Source organism: Streptomyces sp. NPDC047917 (assembly GCF_043204345.1).
GTDB classification, from domain to species: domain Bacteria; phylum Actinomycetota; class Actinomycetes; order Streptomycetales; family Streptomycetaceae; genus Streptomyces; species Streptomyces sanglieri.
The window spans coordinates 1-16358 of record NZ_JBIDCA010000011.1 but is presented as its reverse complement, the minus strand read 5'-3'; the positions used below and the strand labels follow the sequence as shown (position 1 = coordinate 16358).

Sequence of the window (16358 nt, the reverse complement as noted above, 5' to 3'; positions counted from 1 at the left end):
CGCCGACGACCTGCGGTCACTGGGCTTCGACGTACAGGTCGCCGCCGATGTGACCGAGGCCGCACGACTGCTCTCGGCCGTCCCCGCCGACCGCCGGGTCGCGCTGGTCGACCCCCGCTTCGTCGGCCATGTCCACGCCCTGCGGCTCGGACTGACCGACCCCCGCTTCCCCGCCGCCACCGTGCCCGGCGCGCTCACCGCGCAGCCGGAGGCACGGGCCGCGCTCGTCCGGGCCCTGGACACCACGGCCGAGGCCGTCGGCGCCGGCGTCCCCACGGGCGCGCCCGCCGCACCGGTCACCGACCGCACCGTGCCGGGCCGCCTCGCCGTCACCATGGACGCCGGGGGCATCCCCGTACAGCGCCCCGAGCTGGGCTCGCTGGTCGCCGCCGTACCGACGGACGCACCCGCGCGCGCCGAGGCGGAGAGCGCCCGCGCCTCGGTCGACGACGAGGCGGTGCGGCTGCGCAGCGCGGTGAAGGCCCACGACGGCTTCTTCACCACGTTCTGCATCAGCCCCTACTCCCGCTACATCGCCCGCTGGTGCGCCCGCCGTGGCCTCACGCCGAACCAGGTCACCACAGCGTCCCTGCTGACCGCGCTGATCGCGGCCGGCAGCGCGGCGACCGGCACCCGCGGCGGCTACATCGCGGCCGGTCTGCTGCTGCTGTTCTCCTTCGTCCTGGACTGCACCGACGGGCAGCTCGCCCGCTACTCCCTGCAGTACTCGACGATGGGCGCCTGGCTGGACGCGACCTTCGACCGGGCCAAGGAGTACGCCTACTACGCGGGCCTCGCGCTCGGTGCCGCCCGCGGCGGCGACGACGTATGGGCACTCGCCCTCGGCGCGATGGTGCTCCAGGCCTGCCGCCACGTCATCGACTTCTCGTTCAACGAGGCCAACCACGACGCGGTGGCCAATTCCAGCCCCACGGCGGCACTCTCCGACCGGCTCGACAGCGTCGGCTGGACCGTCTGGGTACGCCGGATGATCGTGCTGCCGATCGGTGAGCGCTGGGCGATGATCGCGGTACTGACCGCGGTGACCACCCCCCGGATCGTCTTCTACGCCCTGCTCATCGGCTGCGCCTTCGCCGCCTGCTACACGACCGCAGGCCGGCTGCTGCGCTCGCTGACCCGCAAGGCGGAGCGCACCGACCGGGCCGCCCGCGCCCTCGCCGAGCTGGCCGACTCCGGACCCCTCGCCCAGCTCGTCGCGGCCCACGGCCCCCGGATCCCGGGCGCCTTCAGCGCCCCGGTGATCGCACTCGTCGGCGCCGGAGCACTGATCGCCGCCGCCCTGCAGCAGCCCTTCGGCAGCAAGCAGATGATCTTCGCCGCGGTCTTCTACGCCATCTGCTCCGGCGTGGCGGTGGCCCGCCCGCTCAAGGGCGCACTCGACTGGCTCGTGCCCCCGATATTCAGGGCGGCCGAGTACTGCACGGTCCTGATCCTCGCGGCCCGCAGCGATGTCCCGGGAGCCCTTCCCGCGGCCTTCGGGCTGGTCTCGGCGGTCGCCTACCATCACTACGACACGGTGTACCGCATTCGCGGCGGCACCGGCGCGCCGCCCCAGTGGCTGGTACGCACGATCGGTGGGCACGAGGGCCGCACCCTGGTGGTGGCCGTACTCGCCGCCGTATTCACTCAGCATTCGGCTTTCACCGTGGCACTCACCACTCTCGCGGTGGCGGTGGCACTGGTGGTGCTCGTGGAGTCCATCCGCTTCTGGGTGTCCTCCGGAGCACCCGCCGTTCACGACGAAGGAGAACCCGCATGATCGGCCTCGTACTGGCAGCCGGTGCTGGACGGCGTCTGCGCCCCTACACCGACACGCTTCCGAAGGCGCTCGTGCCTGTGGGTCCTGAGCAGGACGGTGCCGCGAAGACGGTGCTGGACCTCACGCTGGCCAACTTCGCGGAGATAGGCATCACCGAGGTCGCCGTCGTCGTCGGCTACCGCAAGGAGGCCGTGTACGACCGCAAGGCCGAGTTCGAGGCCAAGTACGGCGTGACCCTCACCCTGATCGACAACGACAAGGCCGAGGAGTGGAACAACGCCTACTCCCTGTGGTGCGCCCGCGAGGTACTCAAGCGCGGTGTCATCCTGGCCAACGGCGACACCGTCCACCCGGTCTCCGTCGAGAAGACCCTGCTCGCCGCCCGCGGCGACGGGCGGAAGATCATTCTCGCCCTCGACACGGTGAAGCACCTCGCCGACGAGGAGATGAAGGTCGTCACCGAGAACGGCAGGGGTGTGCGGCGCATCACCAAGCTGATGGACCCGGCCACCGCGACCGGTGAGTACATCGGCGTCACCCTCATCGAGCCCGAGGCGGCCGAGGAGCTCGCGGACGCCCTGAAGGCGACCTTCGAGCGCGACCCCGACCTCTACTACGAGGACGGCTACCAGGAGCTCGTGAACCGCGGCTTCACCATCGACGTGGCCCCCATCGGCGAAGTCACGTGGGTGGAGATCGACAACCACGACGACCTCGCGAAGGGTCGTGAGATCGCGTGCCAGTACTGACCCGGCTCATCCCGTCCCCGGTCGTCGTCGACATCCGCCGCGGCGCCCTGGACGATCTGGCCGGCCTCCTCGCCGACCAGCGGATCTCCGCCTCCGGCAAGCTCGCCGTCGCGATCAGCGACGGCTCGGGGCGTGCCCTGCGCGAGCGGCTGACGCCCGCGCTGCCCGGAGCCCACTGGTACCCCGTGACCGACGGCACCCTGGACTCGGCGGTCAAGCTGGCCGACGACATCAAGGGCAACCGGTACGACGCCGTGGTCGGCCTCGGCGGCGGCAAGATCGTCGACGTGGCGAAGTACGCCGCGGCGCGGGTCGGGCTGCCCATGGTCGCGGTGGCGACGAACCTCGCCCACGACGGCCTCTGCTCGCCGGTCGCGACGCTCGACAACGACAACGGCCGGGGCTCCTACGGAGTACCCACCCCGATCGCCGTGGTCATCGACCTCGACATCGTCCGCCAGGCACCGGCCCGCTTCGTGCGCTCCGGCATCGGCGACGCGGTCTCCAACATCTCCTGCGTGGCCGACTGGGAGCTCGCCCACGAGGTCGAGGGCGAGGAGATCGACGGACTCGCGGCGGCCATGGCCCGGCAGGCGGGCGAGGCCGTGCTGCGCCACCCCGGCGGGATCGGCGACGACGCCTTCCTCAAGGTGCTGGCCGAGGGCCTGGTGCTCACCGGTATCTCGATGTCCGTCGCCGGGGACTCCCGGCCGGCCTCCGGCGCCTGCCACGAGATCAACCACGCCTTCGACCTGCTGTACCCCAAGCGCGCCGCCAGCCACGGCGAGCAGGTCGGCCTCGGCGCCTGCTTCGCCATGTATCTGCGCGGCGCCCGCGAGGAGTCGCTGCACATGGCGGCCACCCTGCGCCGCCACGGGCTGCCGGTCGTGCCCGAAGAGATCGGTTTCACCGCCGACGAGTTCGTCCAGACCGTCGACTACGCCCCGCAGACCCGTCCGGGGCGCTTCACGATCCTGGAACACCTCAACCTGTCCACCGACCAGATCAGGGACGCGTACGCCGACTATGCAAAAGCCATCCATAGCTGAACTCCGTCCGGTCGTGCACCCGCCGGGTGTGAAGGACCGGCGCAGCGGTGAGCACTGGGCGGGTCGGCTCTACATGCGCGAGATCTCGCTGCGCATCGACCGGCACCTGGTGAACACCAGGGTCACGCCCAACCAGCTGACCTACGTGATGACGGTCGCGGGCGTGCTCGCCGCACCGGCCCTGCTCGTCCCCGGCATCCCCGGCGCGCTCCTCGGAGTGCTCGCCGTCCAGCTCTACCTGCTGCTCGACTGCGTCGACGGCGAGGTGGCCCGCTGGAAGAAGCAGTTCTCGCTGGGCGGGGTCTACCTGGACCGGGTCGGCGCGTACCTCTGCGACGCGGCCGTGCTGGTCGGCTTCGGCCTGCGCGCCGCCGACCTGTGGGGCAGCGGACGGATCGACTGGCTCTGGGCCTTCCTCGGTACGCTCGCGGCCCTCGGCGCCATCCTGATCAAGGCCGAGACCGACCTCGTGGGTGTCGCGCGCCACCAGGGCGGACTGCCGCCGGTCAAGGAGGCCGCCTCGGAGCCGCGCTCCTCGGGCATGGCGTTCGCCCGGCGTGCCGCCGGCGCGCTCAAGTTCCACCGGCTCATCCTCGGGGTCGAGGCGTCCCTGGTCATCCTGGTGGCGGCCGTCCTCGACGCGGTCCGTGACGACCTGTTCTTCAGCCGTCTCATGGTCGCGGTGCTGGCCGGCATCGCGCTCCTCCAGACGCTCCTGCACCTCGTGTCGATCCTGGCGTCGAGCAGGCTGAAGTGAGCACCCCCATGAAACTCGGCGCGGTCATCATCACGATGGGCAACCGCCCTGACGAGCTCCGCGCTCTCCTCGATTCGGTCGCCGGGCAGGACGGCGACCGGATCGAGGTGGTGGTCGTCGGCAACGGCGCCCCCGTGCCGGACGTTCCCGCGGGGGTGCGGACCGTCGAGCTGCCCGAGAACCTGGGCATCCCCGGCGGCCGCAACGTCGGGATCGAGGCCTTCGGCCCGTCCGGCGCCGACGTGGACGCCCTGCTCTTCCTCGACGACGACGGACTGCTGCCGCTCAGCGACACCGCCGAGCTCTGCCGGCAGGCCTTCGCGACCGATCCCGGGCTGGGCATCATCAGCTTCCGCATCGCCGACCCGGACACCGGGGCCACCCAGCGCCGCCACGTGCCCCGGCTGCGGGCCGCCGACCCGATGCGCTCCTCACGTGTGACGACCTTCCTGGGCGGCGCCAACGCCGTACGGACCAAGGTCATCGCCGAGGTCGGTCCGCTGCCCGGCCGGTTCTTCTACGCGCACGAGGAGACCGATCTCGCCTGGCGGGCGCTGGACGCCGGCTGGATGATCGACTACCGCGCGGACATGGTCCTCAACCACCCGACGACCGCCCCCTCGCGGCACGCGGTGTACCACCGCATGGTGGCCCGCAACCGGGTCTGGCTGGCCCGTCGCAATCTGCCCGCGCCGCTGGTCCCCGTCTACCTCGGGGTGTGGCTGCTGCTGACCCTGGTCCGCAAGCCCTCGGGCCCGGCGCTGAAGGCCTGGCTCGGCGGCTTCCGGGAAGGCTGGGCCACGCCCTGCGGCACCCGCCGCCCGATGAAATGGCGCACGGTCTGGCGGCTGACCAGACTGGGCCGACCTCCCGTGATCTGAGAGGCTCACCTCTGAGAGCATGGGACGTACGTTTTCTTCACGGGACCTGTCCGCTCCGAGCCGCGCCCGCGACTGGCTGCGCATCCTGAATACGAGAGTTTCATCTGGTGAGTGACACAACCCATGATGGTGCGGTCGCATTGAGCACCCCACCATCCGCCGACGACGGCCTGACCTCGGCCGCCCTGGCCGCCAAGTACGGCCTGACGGTGAGCGGCGCCCGGCCAGGGCTCTTCGAGTACATCCGGCAGCTCTGGGGCCGGCGCCACTTCATCCTGGCGTTCTCCAGGGCGAAGCTGACCGCCCAGTACAGCCAGGCGAAGCTGGGCCAGCTCTGGCAGGTGGCCACACCGCTGCTGAACGCCCTGGTCTACTACTTGATCTTCGGGCTGATCCTGGGGACCAGGAAGGGAATGACCCAGGAGGTCTTCATTCCGTTCCTGGTGACCGGCGTCTTCGTCTTCACCTTCACCCAGAGTTCGGTGATGGCGGGTGTGCGGGCCATTTCCGGCAATCTGGGACTGGTCCGGGCACTGCACTTCCCGCGCGCCTCGCTGCCGATCTCGTTCTCGCTCCAGCAGCTCCAGCAGCTGCTGTTCTCGATGATCGTGCTCGCGGCCGTGGCGATCGCCTTCGGCAGCTACCCGAGCCCCTCCTGGCTGCTGATCGTCCCGGCGCTGGTCATGCAGTTCGTCTTCAACACCGGTCTGGCGCTGATCATGGCCAGGCTGGGCAGCAAGACCCCCGACCTCGCGCAGCTGATGCCGTTCGTCATGCGGACCTGGATGTACGCGTCGGGCGTCATGTTCTCCATCCCGGTGATGCTGAAGGACAAGCCCGACTGGATCGCCAACGTTCTGCAGTACAACCCGGCGGCCATCTACATGGACCTGGTCCGCTTCGCGCTGATCGACGGCTACGGCTCGGGGAACCTGCCGTCACACGTCTGGATCGTGGCGCTTGCCTGGGCGGTCCTGATCGGCCTGGTGGGCTTCGTGTACTTCTGGAAGGCAGAGGAACGGTACGGCCGTGGCTGACGACAAGACTCCCGGGCGCGTCCCCACCGTCATCGCCGACGACGTGCACATCGTGTACCGCGTCAACGGCGCCGGCGGCGGCAGGGGCAGCGCGACCGCGGCACTGAGCCGGATCATGCGGCGCGGCAAGGGCGAATCGCGCGGGGTGCGCAAGGTGCACGCCGTCCGCGGCGTCTCCTTCACCGCCTACCGGGGCGAGGCGATCGGCCTCATCGGCACCAACGGCTCCGGTAAGTCGACCCTGCTGCGGGCCATCGCCGGCCTGCTGCCGACCGAGCACGGCAAGGTCTACACCGACGGGCAGCCCTCGCTGCTCGGGGTGAACGCGGCGCTGATGAGCGATCTGACCGGTGAGCGCAACGTGGTGCTCGGCGGTCTCGCGATGGGCATGTCGCGCGAGGAGATCCGCGAGCGCTACGAGGGCATCGTCGACTTCTCCGGCATCAACGAGAAGGGCGACTTCATCACCCTGCCGATGCGTACGTACTCCTCCGGCATGGCCGCACGCCTGCGATTCTCCATCGCGGCCGCCAAGAACCATGACGTCCTCATGATCGACGAGGCGCTGGCGACCGGTGACCGCAAGTTCCAGATCCGCTCCGAGAAGCGCATCAGGGAGCTCCGCAAGGAGGCCGGCACCGTCTTCCTGGTCAGCCACAGCAACAAGTCGATCAGGGACACCTGCGACCGGGTGCTGTGGCTGGAGAAGGGCGAGCTGCTGATGGACGGTCCGACCGACGAGGTGCTCAAGGCCTACGAGCGCGAGACCGGAAAGTAGCGGTTCGTCCGGTCCCGCGACACCGGGGCGGCCTCCACCGGAACATTCCGGCGGGGGCCGCCCCGGTGTCCGGACCGCGACCACCGCCGGCGTTCTCCACGCCCGGCGGTATGCCGCGGCCAGGATCTCGTCCCGTCGGATGACGTCAATCCCCTTGGATGCGGGGAAGGTTGGCGGGGCGGCACGGGATACCACAACGCGCCCGGCACCCCGCCGTATGGATGAGCGTTGTACAACGTAAGCTGTAGCGGTGCTGATTCGAGGCAAGTGGGGCGATAGTGCCTGGCCGTACGGCCCGTAGGCAGCGCTCCGCACTCGGCAGAGCGGGCGGCGTGTCCGGAATGGGATGTTTTGGGTCAGCAGTGTAGAACGGGAGATGTGACGGCAATGACGGAAGATCTCCAGCTCCGAGGTGCTCACGCCGTCCCAGCGCCGGGCGGTCCGTGGTGACCCGTACCCGGCAGGCGCCCCCCGACGGCGCCGTACCCAGCACCCTCGACAAGGCGGCGGACGAGAATTTCCCCGTAGCCCCCTTCTTCCTGCCCCGCGCCTGGCGCGACGACCTGATGGCCGTCTACGGCTACGCGCGTCTGGTCGACGACATCGGCGACGGCGATCTCGCCCCCGGTGGCGCCGACGCCCGCCACCTCGGTGTCGATCCCGCGCGGGCCGATGACCGGCTCGCCGTGCTCGACGCCTTCGAGGCCGACCTGCACCGGGTCTTCGACACCTCGGGCGACGGACCCCGCCACCCCCTGCTGCGCGCCCTGCTCCCCACCGTGCGGCGCTGCGTGCTCACCCCGGAGCCCTTCCTCGGCCTCATCGAGGCCAACCGGCAGGACCAGAAGGTCCGCCGCTACGGGACGTACGAGGAACTCCTGGCCTACTGCGAGCTCTCCGCCAACCCGGTGGGCCGGCTGGTCCTGCAGATCACCGGCACCGCCAGCCCCGAACGCATCCGCCGCTCCGACGCCGTCTGCACCGCCCTGCAGATCGTCGAGCATCTCCAGGACGTCACCGAGGACCTCGGCCGCGACCGGATCTACCTGCCCGCCGAGGACATGGCCGAGTTCCGTGTCACGGAGGCCGATCTGGCCGCTCCCTCGGGGGGCGCGTCGGTGCGTTCACTGGTCGCGTACGAAGCGGAACGCGCCCGCGAATTGCTGAATGAAGGCACCCCGCTGGTGGGTAGCGTCCACGGCAGGCTCAAGCTCCTTCTCGCCGGATTCGTGGGAGGGGGGCGCGCCGCCCTCACCGCGATCGCGGCCGCCGGGTTCGACGTACTGCCCGGACCGCCCAAGCCCACCAAGCCCAGCCTGCTGCGTGAGGCGGGAGTTGTCTTGCGAAGAGCGCGTAGAGAGGGGTGAGCCGGACCGTGGAGGGACAGACGACGTACATGTCGGCACCGGTACAGGCCGCATACAGTTACTGCGAGGCGGTCACCGGACAGCAGGCGCGTAACTTCGCGTACGGGATCAGGCTGCTGCCGGCCGAGAAGCGGCAGGCCATGTCGGCGCTGTACGCCTTCTCCCGTCGGGTCGACGACATCGGCGACGGCGAACTGGACGCGGACACCAAGCGGACCCGCCTGGAGGGCACCCGTACCGTCCTGGACCGGATCCGGGACGGAGCGGTCGACGAGGACGACACCGACCCGGTGGCCGTCGCGCTCGCCGACGCCGCCCGCAGATTCCCGCTCCCGCTCGGTGGGCTCGACGAGCTCATCGACGGCGTGCTGATGGACGTGCGCGGTGCGACGTACGAGACCTGGGACGACCTCAAGGTCTACTGCCGCTGTGTCGCGGGTGCCATCGGCCGCCTCAGCCTGGGCGTCTTCGGCGTTGAGCCCGGTGCCCCGGGCGCCGACCGGGCCGCGGAGTACGCGGACACGCTCGGACTCGCGCTCCAGCTGACCAACATCCTGCGCGACGTCCGGGAGGACGCCGGCAACGGACGTACGTATCTGCCCGCCGACGACCTCGCCAAGTTCGGCTGCTCGGCCGGCTTCCACCGGGCCACCCCGCCGCCCGGCGCCGACTTCGCGGGCCTCGTCCACTTCGAGGTGCGGCGCGCCCGCACACTGTTCGCCGAGGGCTACCGGCTGCTGCCCATGCTGGACCGGCGCAGCGGCGCGTGTGTAGCGGCCATGGCGGGCATCTACCGGCGGCTGCTCGACCGGATCGAGCGCGACCCCGAGGCGGTGCTGCGCGGCCGGGTCTCGCTGCCGGGCCACGAGAAGGCGTACGTGGCGGTGCGCGGACTGTCGGGGCTCGACGCCCGGTACATCTCCCGGCGCACCATCCGGGGGCGTGTCTGATGCGCCGTGCGGAGTTCTCGCGCACCATGTGCAGCACGGAGAACCGATCGGCCCGGCGATCAACCCTCCGCAGCGCCGACGCGTCCCTGACTGAAGTGACCCGGCGAAAGGAGGACGCATGACGGACGGCACCCCGCGCTCCTCCCGCGCGGTCGTGATCGGTGGCGGAATCGCCGGCATCACCTCGGCGCTGCGTCTCGCCGACGCCGGACTTGACGTGACCCTGCTCGAAGGTAGGCCCCGGCTCGGCGGCCTCGTCTTCTCCTTCCGGCGCGGCGAACTGACGGTCGACAACGGACAGCATGTGTATCTGCGCTGCTGCACCGCCTACCGCTGGTTCCTCGACCGCGTCGACGGGACGCGTCTGGCGCCCCTGCAAAACCGTTTGGACGTGCCTGTTCTCGACGTCGGGCGCCCCTCGGGCCCCCGGCTCGGACGGCTGCGCCGCAACGCGCTGCCGGTGCCCTTCCACCTGGCCGCCGGACTGGCCGGCTACCCGCACCTCTCGCTCGCCGAGCGGGCCGGTGTCGGCCGCGCCGCACTGGCGCTCGGCCGCCTCGACCCCGACGACCCCGCTCTCGACGCCGTCGACTTCGGCAGCTGGCTCGCCCGGCACGGCCAGTCGCCGCGCACCATCGAGGCCCTGTGGGACCTGGTCGGCGTCGCCACGCTGAACGCCACCGCGCCGAACTCCTCGCTGGCCCTGGCCGCGAAGGTCTTCAGGACCGGACTCCTCTCCGAGCCCGGCGCCGCCGACATCGGCTGGGCGAGCGTGCCGCTCGGCGAGGTGCACGACACGCTGGCCCGCAAGGCCCTCGACTCCGCCGGGGTCCGCACCGAACTGCGCACCAAGGCCACGGCCCTCACCCGTACGGAGGAGGGCCGCTGGACCGTGGACACCGGTGGCGAACGGATCGAGGCGGACACCGTCGTCCTCGCCGTACCCCAGCGCGAGACCCACGACCTGCTGCCCGAGGGCGCACTCGACGAACCCGGGCGGCTGCTCGACATCGGCACCTCGCCGATCCTCAACGTGCACGTCGTCTACGACCGCAAGGTGCTGCGCCGCCCGTTCTTCGCCGCGCTCGGCTCCCCGGTCCAGTGGGTCTTCGACCGCACCGACGCCTCGGGCCTCACCGGACCCGGGCAGTACCTCGCGGTGTCCCAGTCCGCCGCCGACGAGGAGATCGACCTCCCCGTCGCCGAACTGCGCAGCCGCTACCTGCCCGAGCTGGAGCGGCTCCTGCCCGCCGCACGCGGGGCCGGTGTCAGGGACTTCTTCGTGACCCGGGAGCGCACGGCGACCTTCGCCCCCGCCCCCGGCGTCGGCCGGCTGCGGCCCGGTGCCCGCACCCGCGCCCCCGGCCTCTGCCTGGCCGGCGCGTGGACGGCCACCGGCTGGCCCGCGACGATGGAGGGCGCCGTCCGCAGCGGGTTCAGCGCGGCCGACGCGGCCCTCCGGGCGCTCGGCCGCCCCCAAGAACATCCGCTGCAGGAGGCGGCATGAGCAGTACCACCGGAACAAGAGGAGAGTCAGTGACCCCGGCCAATCCGGCTTTCGACACCGTGGCCGACACCACGGACGTCACCGCGCTTCTGGAGCGCGGACGGGCCCTTTCCACGCCGGTGCTCCGGGCCGCCGTCGACCGGCTCGCACCGCCCATGGACACCGTCGCCGCCTACCACTTCGGCTGGATCGACGCCCAGGGACAGCCCGCCGACGGTGACGGCGGCAAGGCCGTCCGCCCGGCCCTCGCCCTGCTGTCCGCGGAGGCCGCCGGCGCCGCCGCCGAGGCCGGCGTCCCCGGCGCCGTGGCCGTCGAACTCGTGCACAACTTCTCGCTGCTGCACGACGACCTGATGGACGGTGACGAACAGCGCCGCCACCGCGACACCGTCTGGAAGGTGCACGGCCCCGCCCAGGCGATCCTCGTCGGCGACGCGCTCTTCGCCCTCGCCAACGAGGTCCTGCTGGAGCTCGGCACCGTGGAGGCGGGCCGCGCGACCCGCCGGCTGACCGCGGCCAGCCGCAAGCTCATCGACGGCCAGGCCCAGGACATCTCCTACGAGCACCGCGAGCGGGTCACCGTCGAGGAGTGCCTGGAGATGGAGGGCAACAAGACCGGTGCCCTGCTCGCCTGCGCCTGCTCCATCGGCGCGGTCCTCGGCGGCGCCGACGACCGGACCGCCGACACCCTGGAGGCGTACGGCTACCACCTCGGCCTCGCCTTCCAGGCCGTCGACGACCTGCTCGGCATCTGGGGCGACCCCGAGTCCACCGGCAAGCAGACCTGGAGCGACCTGCGCCAGCGCAAGAAGTCCCTGCCGGTCGTCGCCGCGCTCGCCGCGGGCGGCCCGGCGTCGGAGCGCCTGGGCGAACTGCTCGCCGCCGACGCCAAGAGCAGCGATTTCGACAGCTTCTCCGAAGAGGAGTTCGCCGCCCGTGCGGCACTCATCGAGGAGGCGGGCGGCCGCGAGTGGACCGCCCAGGAGGCCCGTCGACAGCATGCGGTCGCCATCGAGGCGCTGCACCGCATCGACATGCCGCAGACCGTGCGGGCGCAGCTCACAGCGCTCGCGGACTTCGTCGTCGTACGAAAGAGATGATCACTATCTGCTCCATATGACTCGCAGTCGCCGGCCGGCGCCCTTGTCGGGGCGCCGGCCGACGGAGACCCCAGCACAGCAGAGGACCTGACTGCACGAAGGGGAAGCCATGACAGCGACGACCGACGGAAGCACCGGGGCCGTGAACCCCCGCGCAGCCTCGGCCAGTAAACCGACCGACACAACCATCGCCGCGGACGACGTGCTCGCCGCCGCGCGGCGGGCCGCGGAACGCTCGGTGGAGCACCTCCTCGGCAGACAGGACGAGCAGGGCTGGTGGAAGGGAGACCTCGCCACCAACGTCACGATGGACGCCGAGGACCTGCTGCTCCGTCAATTCCTCGGAATCCAGGACCCGGACACCGTCCGGGCGGCCGGCCGCTTCATCCGCGGCGAGCAGCTGGGCGACGGCACCTGGGCGACCTTCCACGGCGGCCCCGGTGAACTCTCCACCACCATCGAGGCGTACGTGGCCCTGCGGCTGGCCGGGGACCGGCCGGACGAACCGCACATGGCCCGCGCCTCCGGATGGATCCGGGAACAGGGCGGCATCGCGTCCGCCCGGGTCTTCACCCGGATCTGGCTGGCCCTGTTCGGCTGGTGGAAGTGGGACGACCTGCCGGAACTCCCGCCCGAGCTGATGTTCTTTCCCAAATGGGCCCCGCTCAACATCTACGACTTCGGCTGCTGGGCCCGCCAGACCATTGTGCCGCTCACCATCGTCTCGGCGAAGCGGCCGGTACGCCCGGCCCCCTTCCCGCTCGACGAACTGCACACCGATCCGGACAACCCGAACCCGCCCAGGCGCCCCGCGCCGGCCGCCAGCTGGGACGGCGTCTTCCAGCGCCTGGACAAGGCGCTGCACGTCTACCACCGGATCGCACCGCGCAGGCTGCGCCGGACCGCGATGAACGCCGCGGCCCGCTGGATCATCGAACGCCAGGAGAACGACGGCTGCTGGGGAGGCATCCAGCCCCCCGCGGTGTACTCCGTCATCGCCCTGCACCTGCTCGGCTACGACCTGGACCACCCGGTGATGCGGGCCGGCCTCGAATCGCTCGACCGGTTCGCCGTGTGGCGCGAGGACGGCGCCCGCATGATCGAGGCATGCCAGTCCCCGGTCTGGGACACCTGCCTCGCCACCATCGCGCTCGCCGACGCCGGGGTCAGCCCCGACCACCCGGCGCTCGTCAAGGCCGCGGACTGGATGCTCGGCGAGGAGATCGTCCGGCCCGGCGACTGGTCCGTTCGCCGCCCCCAACTCAACCCGGGCGGCTGGGCCTTCGAGTTCCACAACGACAACTACCCGGACATCGACGACACCGCCGAGGTGGTTCTCGCGCTGCGCCGGGTCCGTCACCCCGACCGGGCCCGCATGGAGGCCGCGATCAAGCGCGGCGTCCGCTGGAACATCGGCATGCAGTCCCGGAACGGGGCCTGGGGCGCCTTCGACGCGGACAACACCAGCGCCTTCCCCAACCGGCTGCCCTTCTGCGACTTCGGCGAGGTCATCGACCCGCCGTCCGCCGATGTCACCGGGCACGTGGTGGAGATGCTCGCCGTCGAGGGACGGGCCGGACACCGGGTCACCCGGCGGGGCGTCGAGTGGCTGCTCGCCGAACAGGAGGCGAACGGAGCCTGGTTCGGCCGCTGGGGCGTCAACTACGTATACGGCACAGGCTCGGTGGTGCCCGCACTGGTGGCCGCCGGGCTGCCCGCGACACATCCGGCGATCCGCCGCGCGGTCGGCTGGCTGGAGTCCGTGCAGAACGACGACGGCGGCTGGGGCGAGGACCTGCGCTCCTACCGGGAGGAGAAGTGGATCGGGCACGGCGCCTCGACCGCCTCCCAGACCGCCTGGGCGCTGCTCGCACTGCTCGCCGCGGGAGCCCGGGACGGCGTCGCCGTGCGGCGCGGGGTCGCCTGGCTCACCGCCACCCAGCAGGCCGACGGCTCCTGGGACGAGCCGTACTTCACCGGCACCGGATTCCCGTGGGACTTCTCCATCAACTACCACCTCTACCGTCAGGTGTTCCCGCTCACCGCACTCGGGCGGTACGTGTACGGCGAGCCGTTCGCCGACCGCACGGCCATCCGCAAGGGGGCCTGATGGCCGACGGCCCGGGGCCGGCCGGCCCCGCCGCACCGCTGCTGATCGCCTGCGCGCTCGGCATCGAGCAGTTCGCCCTGCGCAGCGGCCGGGGCAGGGCCGGCGCGGCTCCCGGCCCGGTGACCGTACTCCGTACGGGCATGGGCCCCAGGGCCGCCGAGGCGGCCGTCGCACGGGCGCTCGGCGCGGACCGGGCGCCTGGCACGGCGGTCCTGGCCTCCGGGTTCTGTGCCGGGCTGCTGCCCGGCATGCACCCCGGGGACCTGGTGGTCGCCGACGAGACCCGGGAGGCCGGGGACGCGACGGTCTGTACCGGCCCGGGCCTGCTCGCCGAGGCCCTGGCCAGGGCGGTGCCCGGCCGCACCGTCCACACCGGTCCGCTGACCGGCTCCGCCCACGTCGTACGCGGACATGAGCGGACCGGGCTGCGGGCCACCGGAGCCATCGCGGTGGACATGGAGTCCGCCGCCACTCTGCGCACCGCTCTGCGGTCCGGGCCCGGCCCGGTTGCCGCCGTACGGGTGGTCGTGGATGCTCCGGAGCATGAGCTCGTCCGCATCGGGACCGTACGCGGTGGAATATCGGCTTTCCGAGTCCTCCGTGCCGTCCTGCCTGCTTTCTACGAATGGCACCGATCTTTGCTGCTCCCCAGGAGGTGAGCCAGATGGCCATGCCGATCCGTCAGTCCATCAAGGTTGCGACGTACCTCATTGAACAGAAGCTCCGTAAGCGGGAGAAATTCCCGCTGATCGTGGAACTGGAACCCTTGTACGCCTGCAATCTCGCGTGCGAGGGCTGCGGGAAGATCCAGCATCCGGCCGGCGTGCTCAAGCAGCGCATGCCGGTGGCCCAGGCCGTGGGCGCCGTCCTCGAATCGGGCGCCCCGATGGTTTCCATCGCGGGCGGCGAACCACTGATGCACCCGCAGATCGATGAAATCGTCCGGCAGCTGGTGGACCGCAGGAAATACGTCTTCCTGTGCACCAACGCGGTGCTGCTCCGGAAGAAGATCGAGAAGTTCACGCCCTCCCCGTACTTCGCCTTCGCCGTGCACATCGACGGGCTGCGGGAACGGCACGACGAATCCGTCGCCAAGGAAGGCGTCTTCGACGAGGCCGTGGCGGCGATCAAGGAGGCCAAGCGGCGCGGATTCCGGGTCACCACGAACTCCACCTTCTTCAACACCGACACCCCGCAGACCATCATCGAGGTCCTCAACTACCTCAATGACGACCTGAAGGTCGACGAGATGATGATCTCGCCCGCCTACGCCTACGAGAAGGCACCCGACCAGGAGCACTTCCTGGGCGTCGAGCAGACCCGCGAACTGTTCAAGAAGACCTTCGCGGGCGGCAACCGGGCCCGCTGGCGGCTGAACCACTCACCGCTCTTCCTGGACTTCCTGGAAGGCAAGGCGGACTTCCCGTGCACGGCGTGGGCCATCCCGAACTACTCGCTGTTCGGCTGGCAGCGGCCCTGCTACCTGATGAGCGACGGCTACGTACCGACGTACCGTCAGCTCATCGAGGAGACCGACTGGGACAAGTACGGCCGGGGCAAGGACCCGCGCTGTGCCAACTGCATGGCGCACTGCGGCTACGAGCCCACCGCCGTGCTCGCCACCATGGGATCGCTGAAGGAATCCCTGCGCGCCGCGCGCGAGACGGTCTCCGGGAGCCGGTGACGTCATGACCGCTGGAGAACCCGTCGTACTGGGTCTCCCCGGGCTGCCGGCCCGGCCGCTCGCGATGCGCCGCCCCTCGCGGCGCATCCAGGTCGGGTCGGTTGCGGTGGGCGGGGACGCGCCGGTGTCGGTGCAGTCGATGACCACGACGCGTACGTCGGACATCGGTGCGACGTTGCAGCAGATCGCGGAGCTGACGGCGTCGGGCTGTCAGATCGTGCGGGTGGCGTGTCCGACGCAGGACGATGCCGACGCGTTGGCGACGATTGCGAGGAAGTCGCAGATCCCGGTGATCGCGGATATTCATTTCCAGCCGAAGTATGTGTTCGCGGCGATCGATGCGGGCTGTGCGGCGGTGCGGGTGAATCCGGGGAACATCAAGCAGTTCGACGACAAGGTGAAGGAGATCGCGCGGGCGGCGGGGGACGCGGGGACGCCGATCCGGATCGGTGTGAACGCGGGTTCGCTGGACGCGCGGTTGCTGGCGAAGTACGGGAAGGCGACGCCGGAGGCTTTGGTGGAGTCGGCGTTGTGGGAGGCGTCGCTCTTCGAGGAGCACGGTTTCCGGGACATCAAGATCTCGGTGAAGCACAACGATCCGGTGGTGAT

The 16358-nt window shown here is 70.8% G+C and carries 15 protein-coding genes; all 15 read left to right on the top strand.

Going from position 1 to position 16358, the window contains the following annotated elements:
* The first annotated feature begins 10 nt into the window (after positions 1-10).
* Positions 11-1780 (top strand): DUF5941 domain-containing protein, encoded by a 1770-nt coding sequence (locus ACGF8B_RS26050; protein ID WP_392743822.1) that lies wholly within the window; start codon positions 11-13, stop codon positions 1778-1780.
* Positions 1777-2529, top strand: coding sequence for a sugar phosphate nucleotidyltransferase (locus tag ACGF8B_RS26045; protein ID WP_392743014.1), 753 nt, complete (start codon positions 1777-1779; stop codon positions 2527-2529). The genes ACGF8B_RS26050 and ACGF8B_RS26045 overlap by 4 nt, the downstream gene beginning before the upstream one ends.
* Positions 2517-3578: an iron-containing alcohol dehydrogenase family protein gene (locus ACGF8B_RS26040; protein ID WP_392743012.1), complete on the top strand. Its 1062-nt coding sequence runs from the start codon at positions 2517-2519 to the stop codon at positions 3576-3578. Before ACGF8B_RS26045 ends, ACGF8B_RS26040 begins: the two co-directional genes overlap by 13 nt.
* Positions 3556-4335: a CDP-alcohol phosphatidyltransferase family protein gene (locus ACGF8B_RS26035; RefSeq protein ID WP_124720638.1), complete on the top strand. Its 780-nt coding sequence runs from the start codon at positions 3556-3558 to the stop codon at positions 4333-4335. Before ACGF8B_RS26040 ends, ACGF8B_RS26035 begins: the two co-directional genes overlap by 23 nt.
* 8 nt (positions 4336-4343) lie before the next feature.
* Positions 4344-5216: a glycosyltransferase family 2 protein gene (locus ACGF8B_RS26030; RefSeq protein ID WP_392743820.1), complete on the top strand. Its 873-nt coding sequence runs from the start codon at positions 4344-4346 to the stop codon at positions 5214-5216.
* Between the two features lie 107 nt (positions 5217-5323).
* Entirely contained in the window at positions 5324-6253 is a 930-nt protein-coding gene (locus tag ACGF8B_RS26025; protein ID WP_392743009.1) for an ABC transporter permease, read from the top strand.
* Positions 6246-7031, top strand: a complete 786-nt coding sequence (locus ACGF8B_RS26020) for an ABC transporter ATP-binding protein (RefSeq protein ID WP_392743008.1) — start codon at positions 6246-6248, stop codon at positions 7029-7031. Before ACGF8B_RS26025 ends, ACGF8B_RS26020 begins: the two co-directional genes overlap by 8 nt.
* Positions 7032-7477: 446 nt before the next feature.
* On the top strand, positions 7478-8398 hold the full coding sequence (hpnC, locus tag ACGF8B_RS26015) for a squalene synthase HpnC (RefSeq protein WP_392743005.1): 921 nt from the start codon (positions 7478-7480) through the stop codon (positions 8396-8398).
* 29 nt (positions 8399-8427) lie between these two features.
* Entirely contained in the window at positions 8428-9348 is a 921-nt protein-coding gene (hpnD, locus tag ACGF8B_RS26010; protein ID WP_392743003.1) for a presqualene diphosphate synthase HpnD, read from the top strand.
* Positions 9349-9466: 118 nt separating this feature from the next.
* Complete coding sequence (hpnE, locus tag ACGF8B_RS26005; protein ID WP_392743001.1) at positions 9467-10855, top strand: hydroxysqualene dehydroxylase HpnE; 1389 nt, start codon at positions 9467-9469, stop codon at positions 10853-10855.
* Positions 10852-11955, top strand: a complete 1104-nt coding sequence (locus tag ACGF8B_RS26000) for a polyprenyl synthetase family protein (protein WP_164495317.1) — start codon at positions 10852-10854, stop codon at positions 11953-11955. Before hpnE ends, ACGF8B_RS26000 begins: the two co-directional genes overlap by 4 nt.
* A gap of 109 nt (positions 11956-12064) precedes the next feature.
* Entirely contained in the window at positions 12065-14065 is a 2001-nt protein-coding gene (shc, locus tag ACGF8B_RS25995) for a squalene--hopene cyclase (protein ID WP_392742998.1), read from the top strand.
* Positions 14065-14724, top strand: coding sequence for a 1-hydroxy-2-methyl-2-butenyl 4-diphosphate reductase (locus ACGF8B_RS25990; RefSeq protein ID WP_392742996.1), 660 nt, complete (start codon positions 14065-14067; stop codon positions 14722-14724). The genes shc and ACGF8B_RS25990 overlap by 1 nt, the downstream gene beginning before the upstream one ends.
* Before the next feature lie 5 nt (positions 14725-14729).
* Positions 14730-15749 carry an adenosyl-hopene transferase HpnH gene (gene hpnH, locus ACGF8B_RS25985; protein WP_392742993.1) on the top strand — a complete coding sequence of 340 codons (1020 nt, stop codon included), beginning with the start codon at positions 14730-14732 and terminating at the stop codon, positions 15747-15749.
* 4 nt (positions 15750-15753) lie between these two features.
* Positions 15754-16358 (top strand): flavodoxin-dependent (E)-4-hydroxy-3-methylbut-2-enyl-diphosphate synthase (locus tag ACGF8B_RS25980; protein ID WP_392742990.1); only part of this gene is annotated, 605 nt, incomplete at its 3' end.

What these genes read in the sequence shown, in the direction of transcription:
- ACGF8B_RS26035 (WP_124720638.1), top strand. Translation starts at nt 3,556, where the DNA reads ATGCAAAAGCCATCCATAGCTGAACTCCGTCCGGTCGTGCACCCGCCG.
- hpnE (WP_392743001.1), top strand. Translation starts at nt 9,467, where the DNA reads ATGACGGACGGCACCCCGCGCTCCTCCCGCGCGGTCGTGATCGGTGGC.
- hpnD (WP_392743003.1), top strand. Translation starts at nt 8,428, where the DNA reads ATGTCGGCACCGGTACAGGCCGCATACAGTTACTGCGAGGCGGTCACC.
- shc (WP_392742998.1), top strand. Translation starts at nt 12,065, where the DNA reads ATGACAGCGACGACCGACGGAAGCACCGGGGCCGTGAACCCCCGCGCA.
- hpnH (WP_392742993.1), top strand. Translation starts at nt 14,730, where the DNA reads ATGGCCATGCCGATCCGTCAGTCCATCAAGGTTGCGACGTACCTCATT.
- ACGF8B_RS26000 (WP_164495317.1), top strand. Translation starts at nt 10,852, where the DNA reads ATGAGCAGTACCACCGGAACAAGAGGAGAGTCAGTGACCCCGGCCAAT.
- ACGF8B_RS26030 (WP_392743820.1), top strand. Translation starts at nt 4,344, where the DNA reads ATGAAACTCGGCGCGGTCATCATCACGATGGGCAACCGCCCTGACGAG.
- ACGF8B_RS25990 (WP_392742996.1), top strand. Translation starts at nt 14,065, where the DNA reads ATGGCCGACGGCCCGGGGCCGGCCGGCCCCGCCGCACCGCTGCTGATC.
- ACGF8B_RS26045 (WP_392743014.1), top strand. Translation starts at nt 1,777, where the DNA reads ATGATCGGCCTCGTACTGGCAGCCGGTGCTGGACGGCGTCTGCGCCCC.